Origin of the sequence: Pantoea sp. YU22 (assembly GCF_003970755.1) — a bacterium.
GTDB lineage: Bacteria > Pseudomonadota > Gammaproteobacteria > Enterobacterales > Enterobacteriaceae > Pantoea > Pantoea piersonii.
The window spans coordinates 211,246-227,223 of sequence record NZ_RYDU01000004.1 but is presented as its reverse complement, the minus strand read 5'-3'; the positions used below and the strand labels follow the sequence as shown (position 1 = coordinate 227,223).

14 protein-coding genes are annotated in these 15,978 nt (G+C 57.7%); 7 read left to right on the top strand and 7 right to left on the bottom strand.

Going from position 1 to position 15,978, the window contains the following annotated elements; all coding sequences use genetic code 11:
• Positions 1–137: 137 nt before the first annotated feature.
• The 7 genes from EKL29_RS09130 to EKL29_RS09100 all read left to right on the top strand — a co-directional run bounded on the left by EKL29_RS09130 (position 138) and on the right by EKL29_RS09100 (position 6,791).
• On the top strand, positions 138–1,127 hold the full coding sequence (locus EKL29_RS09130; RefSeq protein WP_126689439.1) for an MsnO8 family LLM class oxidoreductase: 990 nt from the start codon (positions 138–140) through the stop codon (positions 1,125–1,127).
• A gap of 85 nt (positions 1,128–1,212) precedes the next feature.
• A complete protein-coding gene (locus tag EKL29_RS09125) occupies positions 1,213–2,529 on the top strand; it encodes an LLM class flavin-dependent oxidoreductase (protein ID WP_126689438.1) in 1,317 nt (438 codons plus the stop codon).
• A 2-nt stretch (positions 2,530–2,531) separates the two neighbouring features.
• The gene (locus EKL29_RS09120; protein ID WP_311778999.1) at positions 2,532–3,467 is read left to right on the top strand and encodes an ABC transporter substrate-binding protein; all 936 of its coding nucleotides are present in this window, start codon (positions 2,532–2,534) and stop codon (positions 3,465–3,467) included.
• A gap of 1 nt (position 3,468) precedes the next feature.
• On the top strand, positions 3,469–3,984 hold the full coding sequence (locus tag EKL29_RS09115) for a GNAT family N-acetyltransferase (RefSeq protein ID WP_120456789.1): 516 nt from the start codon (positions 3,469–3,471) through the stop codon (positions 3,982–3,984).
• Complete coding sequence (locus EKL29_RS09110; protein ID WP_126689436.1) at positions 3,984–4,889, top strand: amino acid ABC transporter permease; 906 nt, start codon at positions 3,984–3,986, stop codon at positions 4,887–4,889. The genes EKL29_RS09115 and EKL29_RS09110 overlap by 1 nt, the downstream gene beginning before the upstream one ends.
• Entirely contained in the window at positions 4,890–5,678 is a 789-nt protein-coding gene (locus EKL29_RS09105; protein ID WP_120456791.1) for an amino acid ABC transporter ATP-binding protein, read from the top strand.
• 201 nt (positions 5,679–5,879) lie between these two features.
• The gene (locus tag EKL29_RS09100; protein ID WP_126689435.1) at positions 5,880–6,791 is read left to right on the top strand and encodes an ABC transporter substrate-binding protein; all 912 of its coding nucleotides are present in this window, start codon (positions 5,880–5,882) and stop codon (positions 6,789–6,791) included.
• 73 nt (positions 6,792–6,864) lie between these two features.
• Here EKL29_RS09100 and EKL29_RS09095 read toward each other — a convergent pair whose 3' ends face one another.
• The 7 genes from EKL29_RS09095 to EKL29_RS09065 form a co-directional block, all read right to left on the bottom strand.
• Entirely contained in the window at positions 6,865–9,243 is a 2,379-nt protein-coding gene (locus EKL29_RS09095) for a membrane-bound PQQ-dependent dehydrogenase, glucose/quinate/shikimate family (protein WP_126689434.1), read from the bottom strand.
• A gap of 517 nt (positions 9,244–9,760) precedes the next feature.
• On the bottom strand, positions 9,761–10,513 hold the full coding sequence (locus tag EKL29_RS09090) for an SDR family NAD(P)-dependent oxidoreductase (RefSeq protein WP_126689433.1): 753 nt from the start codon (positions 10,511–10,513) through the stop codon (positions 9,761–9,763).
• A gap of 14 nt (positions 10,514–10,527) precedes the next feature.
• Positions 10,528–11,283: an SDR family NAD(P)-dependent oxidoreductase gene (locus EKL29_RS09085; RefSeq protein WP_126689432.1), complete on the bottom strand. Its 756-nt coding sequence runs from the start codon at positions 11,281–11,283 to the stop codon at positions 10,528–10,530.
• Between the two features lie 113 nt (positions 11,284–11,396).
• On the bottom strand, positions 11,397–12,107 hold the full coding sequence (locus EKL29_RS09080) for a GntR family transcriptional regulator (protein WP_126689431.1): 711 nt from the start codon (positions 12,105–12,107) through the stop codon (positions 11,397–11,399).
• A gap of 52 nt (positions 12,108–12,159) precedes the next feature.
• On the bottom strand, positions 12,160–13,185 hold the full coding sequence (locus tag EKL29_RS09075) for a proline racemase family protein (RefSeq protein WP_120456802.1): 1,026 nt from the start codon (positions 13,183–13,185) through the stop codon (positions 12,160–12,162).
• A gap of 11 nt (positions 13,186–13,196) precedes the next feature.
• Positions 13,197–14,678, bottom strand: a complete 1,482-nt coding sequence (locus tag EKL29_RS09070) for an aldehyde dehydrogenase family protein (RefSeq protein WP_126689430.1) — start codon at positions 14,676–14,678, stop codon at positions 13,197–13,199.
• Positions 14,675–15,940: an FAD-binding oxidoreductase gene (locus EKL29_RS09065; RefSeq protein WP_126689429.1), complete on the bottom strand. Its 1,266-nt coding sequence runs from the start codon at positions 15,938–15,940 to the stop codon at positions 14,675–14,677. The genes EKL29_RS09070 and EKL29_RS09065 overlap by 4 nt, the downstream gene beginning before the upstream one ends.
• Positions 15,941–15,978: the final 38 nt, after the last annotated feature.

Genomic DNA, 15,978 nt, shown 5'->3' with positions numbered 1-15,978 from the left:
AAAAAGCAGAAAAGTGACAACCGAGCCCAGAAAAAAGCTTGCTGCATTGCCAGATAGATAATTTGTTTTTGCTTTTTTGTTCTTTGCAATCACAGGCAATAAATAAAAAAATGCAAACATGTATACAAGGAGGACAAATGACCTACCAGCTAAGCATTTTGGATAAATGCCCGCTCGATAAATCTGAAGACGCAGCGAGCGCACTGTCTCGCTCATTGCAGCTCGTTCAGATAGCGGAGCGATTAGGCTATCACCGCTACTGGTTTGCGGAGCACCATAACTCCACGGCCCTGGCCAGCCCTTCGCCGGAGTTGCTGATCGCCAGAGCGATCGGCGAGACGAAAAGCATTCGGCTCGGCTCAGGCGGGGTCATGCTCCAGCACTACAGCCCTTATAAAGTAGCGGAGAATTTTAACCTGCTTTCTGCGCTTGCGCCTGACCGTATCGATTTAGGTGTGGGTAAAGCGCCCGGCGGCCTGCCGCTTGCCACCAGGGCGCTGCAACAGGGCGTGAATCCCGCAGAAAAAGGCGACTTTGCCGCTCAGATTCGCCTGCTGGACGGCTGGCTACGGCCAGCGCGGGAGGAAAAGCAGAAGGAACTCAAGGCGACGCCCGCCCCTGCTCAGCCCGCCTCGCGATTTTTACTCGGCGCCAGCCGGGAAAGCGCCCGGCTCGCCGCCGAGCTGGGGTGGGATTTTGTCTATGCGGCACACATCAACGGCGACGAACAGCTGATGCAGGACGCTTTGCTGGCCTACACGGAGCACAGCAGCGGCAAAAAAGCGCTGGTGGCGCTTCAGGTCATCGCCGCCACCACCCAGGCTGAGGCCGCCGCGCTCGCTGAGGGCCTGTGTGTTTATCACGTCATGGCCGAAGGCCAGCCGGGCGTTAACGTCTCGACTTACGAGCTGGCTGAACTCTACGTCAGGCAGGCGGGGTATCAGCATTACACCATTGAAAAGCGGATGCCGTCGCTGCTGCACGGCACCGCTGGCGATATCCACCAAAAGCTGACGCGACTGCATGAGAAATATCATATTGATGAATTCATCATTGATACGCCTGTCGCGGAAGCGCGCGCCCGGGTGAGATCGATCGAACTGCTAGCGAATAGATCGCTTAATTAACGTGACGTCAGGGATAAATAGCCGCCCCAGGTAAAAGCGGCGGCTATTCATACGTCTTATTTACCGGCATTGATTAATCTGGAATATGATGAAAAACAGGAAAATGCATCTTGGCACCATGATCCATGGCGCGATGGGAAATATGTCCGCATGGCGTCATCAAACCGCGCAGGCAGACGCCAGCATCAGCTTTGACTTCGCACGCAGCATTGCGACCAAGGCGGAAGAGGGAATTTTCGATTTTGTCTTTGTCGCCGATGGCCTCTTTATTAACGCAAAATCCGCGCCCCACTTTCTCAACCGCTTTGAGCCGATGACGCTGCTCTCCGCGCTGGCGCTGGTAACCCGCAAAATCGGACTGGTCGGCACCGTCTCGACCTCCTACAGCGAACCGTTTACCGTTGCCCGGCAATTTATGAGCCTCGATCATCTCAGTGATGGGCGGGCGGGCTGGAACGTGGTCACGACGCCGCTTGAGGGCTCGGCGAAAAACTTTTCCCGCGAGAAGCATCCCGACCATGGAGAGCGCTACCAGATAGCGCAAGAGTATATCGAAGTCGTGAAAGGCTTATGGAACTCCTGGGATGAAGATGCGTTTGTGCGTAATAAAGAGACGGGGCAGTTCTTTGACCCGGAGAAAATGCACACCCTCAATCACGAAGGTAAATATTTTCAGGTTCAGGGTCCGCTAAATATAGGACGCTCGGCGCAGGGGCAGCCGGTTATTTTCCAGGCGGGCACCTCCGATGCGGGGATCGCGCTCGCCGCCGCCCAGGCAGAGGCGGTTTTTACCCGTCAGGACAGCGTCGAAAAAGCGCAGGCCTATTATGAATCCCTGAAAGGAGAGCTGAACAACTATGGGCGCAGCGAAGCTGACTTAGCGATTTTGCAGGGCGTGACGGTGATTGTCGGCGAGTCCGCCGAGGATGCGGAAAAGCAGTATCAGTCCGTCGCCGGGCTGGTTTCCGTCGAGGAGGCACTGAACTTCCTGGGTCGCTATTTTGATCACCATGATTTTTCACAATATCCGCTCGACGAACCTTTCCCGGAGCTGGGCACGCTCGGGCAGAACAGCTTTCGCGGCTATACCGACGAAATCAAACGCAAGGCGAAAGAGCAAGGCTTTACGCTACGCCAGGCGGCGCTGGAGTCCGCGACGCCGCGTCCGGTGTTTATCGGCACGGCAGAAGAGGTAGCCGACGGACTGCAGCACTGGTTTGAGAACAGAGCAGCAGACGGTTTTATCATCATGGGCGGAACGCCCGATACGTTTCCCCGCTTCGTCGATCGGGTCGTGCCGCTTCTTCAGGAAAGAGGGCTTACGCCCAAAAGCTATCGCGCAAATACCCTGCGGGAGAATTTGCTGAACAAAAAAATAACGCAACGGCAGGCGGGTCAATGAATATCAAAAAAACGCTTTCAGTCGCTCTGCTGTTATTCGCCACCTGTCCGGTGCTGGCGGATGAGAACGCTGTCTCGCTGAACGGTCAGCCCATCAGCCTCGAAGCGAATAAACAACCTGTCGATACGCCTGAAAATCCCGCGGCGCTTGCCGCGCTGCCAAAGGACTTTCATTTTGTAAAGCCCGGCTACTTTACCGTGGCAGTACTGGCACATAACTCTCCCCCGCTTTTTGTTTATGCCGACGACAATAAAACCCTGCTCGGCAGCGAGGTCGATATGGCAAGGCTGATCGCGGATAGCCTGGGCCTGAAACTGAATATCGTCCCGACCTCGTGGGAAGACTGGCCGCTGGGCGTTATCGCAGGGAAATATGATGCCGCTATCACCAACGTAACGGTAACGAACGCGCGCAAGGCAAAGTTTGACTTCGCCACCTATCGCCGCGATACGCTGGGCTTCTACGTGAAAAAGGATAGCCCCATTACCTCAATCTCTAAGCCAGAGGATATTGCCGGGCTGCGCATTATCGTGACCTCCGGCACCAATCAGGAAGCGGTGCTGCTGGCCTGGGACAAGCAGAATCAGGCGAAAGGGCTTAAACCCTTCACTCCGGTTTATTCCCGCGATGAAGCGATGCTCAATCTGACGCTGCAATCGGGACGCGCAGACGCCTACTTTGGCCCTAATGTGATCGGCGCCTGGAAAGCCGCACTGACGGGCACTACGCATCGGGTCGGCAGCGTGGCGGGCGGCTGGCCGAAAACGGCACATATCGGCGCGGCCGTTAAAAAAGATTCAGGGCTGGTAAACGCCGTTAACGTCGCGCTTAACGGCGTTATTGAAAACGGCGACTACTTCAAGGTGCTGTATCGCTGGGGCGAGGGGATCGAAAAAATCGATCGCTCTGAAATTAATCCGCCAGGACTGGGAGATTAGTATGCCGCTGGAGAGCAGCTACGCTTTTCGCCTCGTCTCGCCGGCTGACGAGGCGCTCGCAGAGATTATGAAGGGGCTAATGGAAGAGTACGCCAGCCTCTACGGCGACTACTTTTCTCGTCACGCCGTGCCTGAACAAACCGAATGGTATCTGCCGCCTCAGGGTGGCTTTATCGTGCTGGAGAAGGCGGGCCAGATCCTCGCCATGGGCGGCTTTAAACGCTATGACGCGCAGACCGCCGAATTCAAGCGCATCTGGGTGCGATCCGATCTTCGCCAGCAGGGCCTGGCGGGAGAAATATTATCGGAGCTGGAGAGACTGGCGGCGAAAGCGGGCTATAGCCAGATCTACCTGACAACCGGCTTCCGGCAGCGCGGCGCCACCCGGCTCTATCTGCGCCACGGTTTTCACGCCCTGCACGATCTGAGCGGCGATCTGGAGCGCTACTCGCTGCCTCCTTACGACGGCCGACTGGGTTTCCGCAAGGCCATTGACCCTCTTGAAGTGAATTCCTGATGAATAAACACCACACATTAAAAGTCGTTCCGGCGCGCTATCCCGGAAGGATCGCAGGCAGTATCTTCGCGCTGGCGATTTTCGCCGGGATTATTCAGTCAGTCGCGCTGAACCCACGCTGGGAATGGGGCGTATTTGCGCGATGGTTTTTTGATCCGGTCATTATCCACGGTTTAGGGCAGACGCTGCTGCTGACGCTGTGGGGCACCGTACTTAGCCTGCTGTTTGGCGGCCTGCTCGCGATGGCGCGTATGTCATCCTCATGGCTGCTGCGGGCGCTCTCCTGGGGCTATATCTGGCTGTTTCGCTCGCTGCCGCTGATCGTGGTGCTGATCGTGCTTTATAACTTCTCCTATCTCTATGACCGGCTCTCAATAGGCATCCCCTTTACCACGCTGAGCTGGGGCAGTTTCCCGACGATCAACGTGCTCGGACAGTTTCCCGCCGCGGTGATCGGCCTGACATTAGTACAGTCTGCCTACAGCGCGGAGATCATTCGCGGCGGCTTTATGGGCGTCGATCATGGCCAGTTTGAGGCAGCCGCAGCGCTGGGGCTTTCCGCGCGGCGCAGAACCCTACGCATTATCCTGCCGCAGGCGCTTAGAGCCATTATTCCTACTGCTTTTAATGAAATCATCAGCCTGGCGAAGGGAACCGCGATGGTTTATGTGCTGGCCATGCCGGAGCTGTTTTACACCATTCAGATGATCTACAACCGCAACCAGGAGGTCATTCCGCTGCTGATGGTGGGCGCAGCCTGGTATTTGATTATCACTACGGCACTCTCCGCCATTCAGTATTTTGTCGAACGGCATCTGGCGAAAAGCGCGCAGCGCAGCCCGCAAGGATCGCTGAAACCTTTATTCTCACGCGTAAAATCCATCCAGGCCGTAGAGGAAAATTAAATGCTTAAAGCCGTCGATTTCGATAAGCCTCTGCGCGGTGAGATCGTGATTTCATCCATCACAAAATACTTTGGACGCCATAAGGCGCTGGATGATATTTCGCTCAATATTAAACCGGGTACCGTTACCGTTATTCTGGGGCCTTCCGGCTCGGGAAAATCAACGCTGTTAAGAACCATCAACCACCTTGAGCGCGTCGATCAGGGCTTTATTCAAATAGACGGGGAATATATCGGGTACAGGAAGAAAAACGATCGGCTCCACGAGCTTAAGGAGAAGGAGATCCTTAAGCAACGCATTAACGTGGGTTACGTCTTTCAGAACTTTAACCTTTTCCCCCATATGACCGTTCTGCAGAACTTAATTGAGGCGCCGGTCGCGCATAAGCAGCTGAAGAAAGATGAGGCTATCGCGCTCGCCAGCAGGCTGCTGACCACCGTGGGACTTGCCCATAAGGCCGACGCCTGGCCGCGACATCTGTCGGGCGGTCAGCAGCAGCGTATAGCGATTGCCCGCGCGCTGATGCTCAGGCCGCGCGTGATGCTTTTTGATGAGCCAACCTCAGCGCTCGATCCCGAGCTGGTGGGCGAAGTGCTGGAGGTTATCAAAAACCTGGCCCGCTCAGGTACCACGATGGTCGTGGTGACGCACGAAATTGGGTTTGCACGCGAAGTTGCCGACAATATTGTCTTTATGGATCACGGGAAAATTATTGAAACCGGCGGTGCGGAAATTCTGGCGGATGCCAAAAATGAGCGCACCCGACAGTTCCTGTCACGGGTGCTATAAAAGTTATTGAGCGTCTTCTTGCTTTCCTCCCGCCCCAAAGAAAAGCCGTTATTTAATATAACGGCTTTGATAGCCGGAATGGTTATTAAGCAAACGCGTTAAAACAGGATATCGTTATTTCCCGCTGATACGCGAATAAAAAGATATGCACTCCCGTCATTATTAATTAAGGCCACGCCTCGGCCAGATAAGGACCGCCCGATGAACTTATTAGCAAAACTGCTTTGTTTTACCCTCTTTCTTCCTCTCACGCTCTATGCAGATGATTTTAAGCGCGTGGATATTGTCAAAAATGAACAACCGCTGACCACCCCGATTAACCCCAAAGCTGTCGCAAAAATACCTGCAGATTTTCACTTTATTACGCCGGGCTATCTGACCATCGCCATTTCAACCACCCATTCGCCGCCTCTCTACTTTCTCGGCTCTGACAATAAATCGCTTATCGGCAGCGATCCGGACATCGCGTCGCTGATTGCGCAGAGCCTGGGGCTGAAGCTGAGAATTATTCCGACCGCCTGGGAGGACTGGCCGCTGGGCATTACCTCCGGGCGGTATGATGCGGCCATGTTTAATATCGCGGTCACCGAGGAGAGAAAAAAGAAGTTTGATTTCGCCACCTACCGCTCCAGCCGACAGAGCTTTTCCGCCAGGGCTGACAGCAGCCTGACCAGCATCAACTCCCCTGAGGAAGCGGCAGGCAAGCGCATCATCGTTCAGTCAGGCACTAATCAGGAGAGAATACTGCTCAGCTGGGATGAAAAAAACCGGGCAAAGGGGTTGAAGCCTGTCGACTTCATCTATCTGTCGGACGAAGCCTCCTCCATGCTCTACCTGCTTTCAGGACGCGCCGACGCAATGTTTGGTCCAGATTCTTCCGCCTCCTGGAAAGTCGCGCTGAACGGGAAAACCAAAATCATCGGCTATGGCCCTTATCGTACGCCGGTCGCCGTCACAAGCAAAAAGGGAAACGGCCTGGACATCGCGCTGCAGGAGGCGATAAACGGGCTGATTCAGAACGGGAAGTATCGTGAGGCGTTAAAGCGGTGGGGACAGTCGAGCGAAGCGGTCAGCGCGTCAGAGGTGAACCCGCCGGGAATCATCTATCAGTAGCCAGTAACAGGCGAGCCGCGAGCGTCACTCACGGCTCTCCTGAGCGCTGTTCACCTGCTACAGGCGTCTGCCATCAGGGCAAGCTGTAGGCGATAACGTCATCGCCGCGCTTGCCAGAATGTGGTGAGCCGCCGGCAAAAATAACCACGTATTGCTTGCCTGTCTTCGCCGAGCGGTAGGTGATGGGACCGCTCTGGCTGCCCACTGGCAGACGTGATTTCCACAGCTCCTCGCCCGTGTGGCTGTTATATGCGCGCAGATAGAAATCCTGCGTACCCGCAAAGAACAGCAGGCCAGAACGCGTGGCCAGCGATGGCCCCAGGGTTGGCATACCCAGCGGCATCTGCAGGCCAACCGGTATTCCTAACGGCCCGGTATCCTGGACGGTGCCTACTGGAATCTGCCATACCAGCTGATGCGTTTTCAGGTTAATCGCCGAGAGCGTGCCGAAAGGCGGCGCCTGGCAAGGCACACCCAGCGGCGACATCAGACGCTCACGCAAAGTACCAAACGGAAGCCCTTTCTGGACAATCCACCCCATCCCTTCGCTGGTGCCCTGTCCCGGTGGAATGTCTTTGGCAGCGACCATTTTGTAGTACAGACCCAGACGTAAATCATTAACAAACATCAGATTCGTCGTGGGGTCAACTGAGACGCCTCCCCAGTTAATTCCACCAAGCGATCCTGGATATTGCAGCGTCATATCCAGCCCAGGAGGAGTAAAAATGCCTTCATAGCGACTGGACTTAAAGCGAATGCGGCACAGCAGCTGATCGAACGGCGTGGCGCCCCACATATCGGACTCTTTCAGCGTCTCATTGCCGATACCCGGCATTGAGGAGTAAGGCTGCGTAGGCGAATAGCGTTCGCCCGGCAGATTGCCCTGTGGTACAGGACGCTCCTCAATCGGCGCGATCGGTTTACCGTTACGGCGATCGAGCAGGTAAATCATGCCGGTTTTAGAGGTTTCAGCCAGCGCAGGCGTGACGGTGCCGTCATCGTTTTTAATGTCATACAGCAGCGGCGTGCCCGTGACATCAAAGTCCCACAGGTCGTGATGAACGGTCTGGAAGTGCCAGACCGGACGACCGGTTGCCACATTGACCGCCACGATAGAGGAACTGTACTTGTCATCTTCCGGGGTACGTTCGCCGCCGAAGAAGTCCGGCGTGGCGTTGCCTGTTGGCAGGTAAACCTGGCCGAGATCGGCGTCATAAGACATACCGACCCAGACGTTTGGCGTGCCGCGGGTATAACCTGCCGGGGAGAGCGGCTCGCGCGTCACCGCAGGATTACCTGGATCCCACGCCCATACCAGCTTTCCGGTCACGGCATCGAAGGCGCGAACCACACCCGGCGGCTCACCGGTTTCGAAGTTATCGATAACGCGGCCGCCGACGATAACCAGGTTGCCAGCCACCAGCGGCGCGGAAGACTGCTGATAGTAGCCAGGCTTCACTTCGCCCATGCCGGTCTTCAGGTCGACAACGCCGTTATCGCCAAAGTTCGCGGCGGGCTTGCCCGTGTGCGCATCAATGGCGACCAGGCGCCCGTCACCGGTCGGGAAGAACAGCCGCTGCGGGCTGACGGAGGCGTCAAGCGCGCTGCCTGGCGATACCACGTTTTTAGCGCGGGTCGCATCAAAGTAGCCAATGCCCCGGCAGCGCTGATAGGTAGAGTTGCCCCGGCCCGCGGTGTAACGCCATTTTTCCTGACCACTGTCGATATCGTAGGAGATCAGCGAGGTGTAGGCGGTGCAGACAAACAGGCTGTCGCCGATCTGCAGCGGCGTGTTCTGATCTTCCGCATCACCTTTATCCGGCACCACGGCTTCGCCGGTATGCGCCGTCCAGGCGACCTTAAGATCGTTTACGTTTTCAGGGGTGATATCGCTCAGCGTTGAAAAGCGTGAGCCCCTGCTATCTCCCGACCAGGTTTGCCAGTCCTGAGGGCCGGAGTCTGGTGCGATATCGTGAGCGGACGCGTTGTTTGCTGCCACATCTCCGTTGCGGATAATTCCCTTTGGCTGGAAGGTGCTGATAAAGGCGGCAATTACGCCAACCGCAACCACGCCGCCGAAGGCCAGCGACCAGCGACGCGTTTGACGATGGCGGGAGAGCAGAGGAACGGAAAACGCAATCAGCACCGCGCCCGCAGCGGGTGCGAAGAGTCGGGAAAAGAGCGGCCAGAACTGCAGCCCAACATCCATTAACGACCAGATAATGCTGAAAATCAGCGTAACGCCGAACAGCAGTGCGCCCGCCATATGACGGCGGAACAGTAAAATACCGCTGACGAGCAGCAGCACGCCAGCAATCAAAAAGTATCCGCTGCCGCCCAGCCAGACCAGCCAGCCCCCGCCGCCGATAAAATAGAGACCGGCCAGGGCGGTGACAATGCCGACCAGCCTTAGCCAGATTCGCCCGAGCTTCCCCGGTTTATTCACATTCATAAATTATTTCCCTTGTTAATTAATAAAGGCATCCACTCCGCTCTCAACTGACAAATATCCCGGTGAAAAGAGACATCCTTTCCCGCCGACAGTTATCAGGCAAAAGGCTGCCCGCCCGTTTCAGTTACGAACAGGAACGTCATAAATTTTGCGGGGTTATTTGATGTTGCAACCTGGACTTAGCGTCCGCGCATCTTTATCAGCCTTGTGCTTTAAGCATTGCGTAATCTGCTCCAGCAGATAAATGCATACAAACATGTACACATAGCGGCGTGAAGGATAGATCCCGGCGTTTAACAAAGTCAATGCAGCGTGTTTACATAACTTTAAATTATGATTAATAGATCGGGACGATGTGACCAAGATCACATCTTGCACAGAGAGGCAGAGAGAAGCCAGGCGATATATCCGCGTACTTACAAAGGGTTAAGCCTGGCTTAATGGATCAGGAACAGCTCAGAAAAGGCGGGCAGACGCCGAACAGAGGTTTTAAGCATGCCCGCAACGAGAGAAAACGTTAACGAACGTAGTCTGCGCCTGTAATGTCGATTGTCGAGCCGGTGGCATGGCGACATTTACCGCTGGCGAGAAAGGCGATCATCGCCGCGACATCGGAGGGGGGCGTCACTTCCCGCAGCGGCAGATCGGCCGTGACCTTCTCTTCGCCAACGCTGGCGATATGCTCTTCCGCCATGGCGGTGCGCACCCAGCCGGGCGCCAGCGCGTAGGCCAGCACGTTCTGATGGCCATAACCGCGCGCGATACCTTTGGTCAGCGCCAGCAGACCGCCTTTAGCCGCGCCGTAGGCAAGATGATCCGGCCCATCGCCGCGATGTGAGGAGCGGCTGGCCATATTGATAATGATGCCGCCGCCGTGCGCGGCGAAGCGTTCGATAGCCAGTCGGCACAGGTCTGCCGGCGCTTTCAGATTCACCTGTAAATTAAGCTGCCAGCCGTCGTCCCAGGCCGCCGCGTCGTTCAGCGGCGTCGCGACGTAAATCCCGGCGTTGTTCACCAGCACGTCAATGGTCTCGGTGAGGCTCAGCGCCTGCTGCCACAGCCGCTGTGCGCCGTCCGCCTGCGCTAAATCTGACTGAATTAACTGCAGACGTTCGGGATAGCGTGCCAGCATCTGCCCGGCGCTCTGCCTGTCGCGGCCGTAGTGACCGATAACCCTCGCGCCTTCCGCGAGCAGCGCTTTTACTATTTCGCTGCCGATGCCCTTGGTCGCACCGGTTACCAGCACCGTTTTTCCTGACAGAGAACTCATCTTCACTCCTTTGGTTAAGCGACGGCTTGTGCGCCAGTGATTTCCAGCAAAGAGCCGCACAGATAGGGCGCTTCATCAGAAGCGAGAAAAGCGATCGCCGCGGCAATCTCTTCCGGCTCGCCAATACGCCCGAACGGCACCAGCGCATTAAGATCGTCCAGCGAGCGGCCGCTGCGGGCAAGATTGCTCTCCAGCATGGGCGTGCGGACCTCGCCGGGGCAGACGGCGTTAACTCGCACCTTTGCCGGCGCGTAGTCGCGGGCGAGGTTAAGGGTAAATGCCGCCACGGCGGCTTTAGAGGTATTGTAGGCGATATGACCCGGCGCCGGGTGCAGGCCCCACTGCGAGGCGGTATTGACGATGGCGCCGCCGCCCTGCGCGATCATATGCGGCAGTACGGCGCGACACATATGAAACAGCGCATCAAGGTTCAGGGTAAAGGTCTCTTCCCAGTCCGTTTCGCTCAGATCAAGCAGCGCGCCGCGCCGGTTAATACCCGCATTGTTGATCAGCACATCAATGCGGCTTTCCTGCGCTTTCAGCTCAGAGACAAAGGCCGCGATCGCCTCTCGGCTGGAGAGATCCACCGCCTGCCAGCGCGCCCTGCCGCCCGAAGCGTTGATATCTTCTGCCAGCGCCGCCGCTGCCCGGGCGTTGCTGTCCAGAATCCACACCTGCGCGCCCTCGCGCGCAAAGCGGCGGCAGACGGCCTCGCCTATTCCTCCCGCGCCGCCGGTAATAATGACGTTCTTGTTCTGAAAGCGATTCATTTTTAGTCCTTTTAACGATGGTTAAATATGAAAAAGCTTAAAAAGGCGGCAGCAGTCTGCCGGAACGAATCTGCGGGTGCGACAAAATCAGCGGGCAGAATCGGAGCCGTTAATTAATAGTTCAGCTCCATATCCTTTAATAAATTGCGCTGCATAAAGGTCAGAAAGCGATTTTGAAACAGCATTGTATGTTCGTGCGCTCTGGTGTCCGCCAGATCCGCGTCGCCCGATTTAATCGCCGCGATCAGCTCATCGTGATCCCGTCCCAGCTTTGAGGGCGCGTCCTGACGCGTCATAAAATCGAACTGTAAATGCTGTATGCGCTGCCCTTCCGACAGTAATTTGTCATAGTATTTCGCCAGATAGCCGTTGCGCGCCGCAGCGGCTATCGCAAGATGAAACTCCTTGTTGCGCTCGGTCATGGCGCTAAAGTCACCTTTATAAACCGTCTCCATATAGGCTTCGTTGGCCGCCTCGATACGGGCGATATCCTCATCGTTGCGATGCAGCGCCGCCAGACGGGTCACCGCGCGCTGCACTAAGTCCAGCGCCGTGATGTAGTTAGGAAACTCCTCAATCTCAAACGGCGTCACGATCGCCGTCCGGTTGGGCAGAATAGTCACCAGCCCTTCACTGACCAGCCGCGCCATCGCATCGCGCACCGGCGACCGCGACAGGCCAAAGGTGGTCGCCAGCGAAATCTCATCCAGCTGCTCGCCATGCTTTAGCTGAAGCGTGAGGATCTGGCGGCGCAGCTCTTCATAGATATAACGTCCGCCGTGGCGACGTCCTGCTCCCTCTTCTTTCTCACTTTTTTTGCGCATTATCCGACTCTCTGGCTGAAGAATTTAAAGGCATGTTAGCGGTCAGCATCAGTCAGGACAATGCCGGTCCCCAGGTGTCGCTCAGCATAAAGCCGGCGGAGAGAGGATCGTCCGGATCCACCCCCAGTTGCTGAAAGCCGTAAACCCAGGCCCGTCCCGTTACGCGCGGCAACACGGCCGACTTCTCGCCAACCTGCGTACGGCCGAGCAGCTGCACCCTGAACTCGCCGTTAATGGTAGAGCGCGAGGTCAGCTCATCGCCGATTTCAACCTCGCCCCGCGCGTCAAGCGTCGCCAGGTTTGCCGAGCTGCCGGTGCCGCAGGGTGAGCGATCGACCCGCCCCGGCGGCAGCGTAGTGCAGGTACGCCAGATTCGGCTCTCTTCGCGCTGGCGAAACATAACGTAGGCGACCTCATTGATTTGCGGCAGCAGAGGATGCGCTACCTTGATCTGCTGGTTGATGTAGTGGCGAAAATCGACGCCGTAGCTCGCCAGGGCGCGCGCGTTATCAGGCCCGATGGTCAGACCGATCTGCTCCACGTCCACCAGCGCATAGTAGACGCCGCCAAAGGCGATATCCGCCTTCAGCTTGCCCACGCCGGGGATCTCGAACTCGCGATCCAGATGCTCAACAAAGGCGGGCACCATATCGAGCGAAACGCTGAGACAGCGGCCGTCGGAGCAGCGTGCAATGGCCGTCACGATGCCGGCTGGCGTGTCGAGGACGACCCGGGTTTCCGGCTCCTGCATGGCGACCATGCCGGTCTCAAGCAGCGCGGTCACCACGCAGATGCAGTTGCTGCCGGACATTGGATGCGCCTTGTCCGCCTGGAGCACGATAAAACCGGCATGGGCCCCCGGCACCGTCGGCGGCAGCAGCAGGTTTACCGACATCTGCAGGCAGCCGCGCGGCTCCAGCGTGACTAAACGGCGCAGACTGTCATCGACCTCGTTGATGTAATTCATCTTGTCGAGCATCGTGGCGCCCGGAATATCAATGACGCCCGACGTAATGACTTTGCCTATCTCACCTTCACAGTGCACATCAATCAGCTGTAGCGTTTTTTTCCAGCGCATCGCGTTATCTCTTATTTCAGGTACCAGCCCCAGGGCTCTTCGCTGTCGTAGCGGGTAATTTGTTTGATTTCCAGGTAGTTGTTTAATCCCCATTCGCCCAGCTCGCGGCCGATACCGCTCTGCTTATAGCCGCCCCACGGCGCCTCGGTGAAGGTAGGCTGCGAACAGTTGATCCAGATGATGCCTGCCCGTAGCCTGCGCGCTACCCGCTCCGCGCGTTCGAGATCGGCTGACATAACAGCGGCCGCCAGGCCAAAGCGCGAACGGTTGGCGGAGGCGATGGCTTCCGCTTCGTCGTCGAACGCCCGTACGCAGACCACCGGGCCGAAGATCTCTTCGCGCCAGATATCGCTCTCTTCCGTCATATCGGTAAAAATAGTCGGCTGCAGGAAAAAGCCCTTCTCATGTCCCGCCGGACGCGCCCCCCCGCTCAGCAGCGTCGCGCCCTGCTCCACGCCCTGCGCGATAGCGCGCCGGACCTTATCATACTGCGCCGCATTAACCAGCGGCCCCAGCAGCACGTCCGCCTGCATGCCGTTGCCGATGCGGATCTTCTCCGCTTCCTCCACCAGACGCGCCAGCAGAGGCTCATAGAGTCCGCGCTGTACCAGCACGCGTGACGTCGCGGAACAGACTTCGCCTTTGTTCCAGAAAATACCGAAGAGGATCCACTCCACCGCTTTTTCAATGTCGCTGTCGTCAAACACAATAAAAGCGGACTTCCCGCCCAGCTCAAGGCTGACGTTTTTAATGTCAGCGGCCGCGGTCTGCATGATTTTACGGCCGGTCGGCACGCTGCCGGTGAAGGCGAGATTGTCGACGTCCGGGTGCTCGCTCAGCGGCGCGCCAGCCTCCGGGCCAAAGCCGGTGATAACGTTGAGCACGCCCGGCGGCAGCTCTGCCTCGTGGGCAATCTCCGCCAGCTGCAGGGCGGTAAGCGGCGTGACCTCCGAGGGTTTCAGCACGACGGTACAGCCCGCCGCCAGCGCAGGCGCCACTTTCCAGGCCGCCATCAGCATCGGGAAATTCCACGGCACGATCGCGCCGCAGACGCCTACCGGCTCTTTGCGCGCGACCGAGCTGAAGCGTTCGTCGGTGAGCGCGACCGTCTGCTCTCGCTCGCCATCCAGCTTCTCCGCCAGGTCGGCGTAAAAGTCGAAGCAGTAGGCGGTATCGCCAATATCCCACAGCGCCTCCGGCAGCGGCTTACCGTTGTCGCGCACCTCCAGTTCCGCCAGCGTCTGCTGCTTATCGCGGATCAGGCTGGCGATGCGGCGCAGATAGTCAGCGCGCTGCTTTCCACTCAGCAGAGGCCAGCCGCCGTCGTCAAAGGCGCGCCGCGCCGCCTGAACCGCCAGATCAACATCCTCTCTGGTGGCCGCCGCCACCTGCGCGATAGCGACCTCAGTTGCGGGATCGATGGTATCGAAGCTGCCGCCCCTGACCGGTGGCTTCCACTCTCCGTTGATAAACAGCGTGTTGCTAAAGCTCATGTGCGTTCTCCTTCCATAAATCGATAGGCGCTAAAGGGCGTCAGGTCCTGCGCAGTCGAACGCTTCGCGGCAAGATCGGCGATCAGGCGACCCGTAGTGGCACCCAGCGTCAGGCCGAGCTGCCCGTGACCAAAAGCCATCAGGACATTTTGCAGGCGGCGCGAGCGATCGATGATCGGCTTGGTATCGGGTAAAAAAGGACGATGCCCTACGCCAAACTCCTTCGCCGTGTCGTTAAGCTGCGGCAGCAGTCTGCGCGCCTTTTGCAGGATAATTTCCGCGCGCCTGAAGTCAGGTCTGGCGTCGGCGCCTGCAAACTCGATGGTGCCGCCAATTTGCAAACCCCGCGTCATGGGCGTAAAGCAAAAACCGCCATCCGCATAGATGACCGAGTGACGAAACTCCACCTCTGGCTGCGGCAGGAGCGCCTGATAGCCGGAAATGCCGGTCAGCGGCACGCGCACCCCAAGCTGCGAGAAAAAGCGGCGCGAACCGGTTCCCGCCGCCACCACAACGTGATCGGCAGAGAGCGTACGGCCGTCTTGCAGCATGACGCCGGTGGCTACGCCCTGCGCCTCGAGAATAGCGGCCGCTTCGGTGTCGATGCGTATGCCGCCCTGACGCACAAACGCCTCGGTGAGCGCGGCGATAAAGCCTTTGGTATCGCTGACCGCGCACCAGTCGGGAAAGAGCACGCCGTGGGAAAACTTGCCCGCCAGCACCGGCTCCAGTTCGCCAATGGCGCCCGCGTCGAGCATCTCAGCCTTGAAGCCCAGCCGCTCGCGCAGCTCCAGGTGCTCGCGCTCGGCCGCCAGGCCGTGCGGCGTATCAAACACTTCAATTACCGGACGCTGACCAAGCAGCGTTTTATCCGGGCAGAGCGCCAGCAGCGCGGCAAAATCGTTGTAGACTTCACGCGTAAGCGTCGCCATCGCCTGCGAAATCGCGTTAATGCGGCTGGGACGCGCGTTGCCGACGAAGCGTAAAAACCAGGGTAAAATCGACGGCACCGCCGCCGGACGCAGCGCCAAAGGCCCGGTCTGATCCAGCAGCCAGCCGGGAATACGCTTGAGTATGCCTGGCTTAGAGAGCGGGATAATTTCGCTCACCGCCATCTGCCCGCAGCTCCATTTGGCCGTGCTGTCGCCCGGCGCGGCCGGATCGATCAGCCACACCTGATGCCCCTCCTTTTGCAGGTAGAGGGCGCAACAGACGCCAACAATACCGCCACCAATCACTACTGACTGCTGCTGTTTCGACATGTTGTTTCACTCAGTTAAGCGGCTGACAAACGGGCTAT

Bases quoted from the DNA above. Each gene is read 5' to 3' on its own strand.
- EKL29_RS09130 (WP_126689439.1), top strand. From the start codon at position 138: ATGACCTACCAGCTAAGCATTTTGGATAAATGCCCGCTCGATAAATCT.
- EKL29_RS09125 (WP_126689438.1), top strand. From the start codon at position 1,213: ATGATGAAAAACAGGAAAATGCATCTTGGCACCATGATCCATGGCGCG.
- EKL29_RS09115 (WP_120456789.1), top strand. From the start codon at position 3,469: ATGCCGCTGGAGAGCAGCTACGCTTTTCGCCTCGTCTCGCCGGCTGAC.
- EKL29_RS09110 (WP_126689436.1), top strand. From the start codon at position 3,984: ATGAATAAACACCACACATTAAAAGTCGTTCCGGCGCGCTATCCCGGA.
- EKL29_RS09105 (WP_120456791.1), top strand. From the start codon at position 4,890: ATGCTTAAAGCCGTCGATTTCGATAAGCCTCTGCGCGGTGAGATCGTG.
- EKL29_RS09100 (WP_126689435.1), top strand. From the start codon at position 5,880: ATGAACTTATTAGCAAAACTGCTTTGTTTTACCCTCTTTCTTCCTCTC.
- EKL29_RS09095 (WP_126689434.1), bottom strand. From the start codon at position 9,243: ATGAATGTGAATAAACCGGGGAAGCTCGGGCGAATCTGGCTAAGGCTG.
- EKL29_RS09090 (WP_126689433.1), bottom strand. From the start codon at position 10,513: ATGAGTTCTCTGTCAGGAAAAACGGTGCTGGTAACCGGTGCGACCAAG.
- EKL29_RS09085 (WP_126689432.1), bottom strand. From the start codon at position 11,283: ATGAATCGCTTTCAGAACAAGAACGTCATTATTACCGGCGGCGCGGGA.
- EKL29_RS09080 (WP_126689431.1), bottom strand. From the start codon at position 12,107: ATGCGCAAAAAAAGTGAGAAAGAAGAGGGAGCAGGACGTCGCCACGGC.
- EKL29_RS09075 (WP_120456802.1), bottom strand. From the start codon at position 13,185: ATGCGCTGGAAAAAAACGCTACAGCTGATTGATGTGCACTGTGAAGGT.
- EKL29_RS09070 (WP_126689430.1), bottom strand. From the start codon at position 14,678: ATGAGCTTTAGCAACACGCTGTTTATCAACGGAGAGTGGAAGCCACCG.
- EKL29_RS09065 (WP_126689429.1), bottom strand. From the start codon at position 15,940: ATGTCGAAACAGCAGCAGTCAGTAGTGATTGGTGGCGGTATTGTTGGC.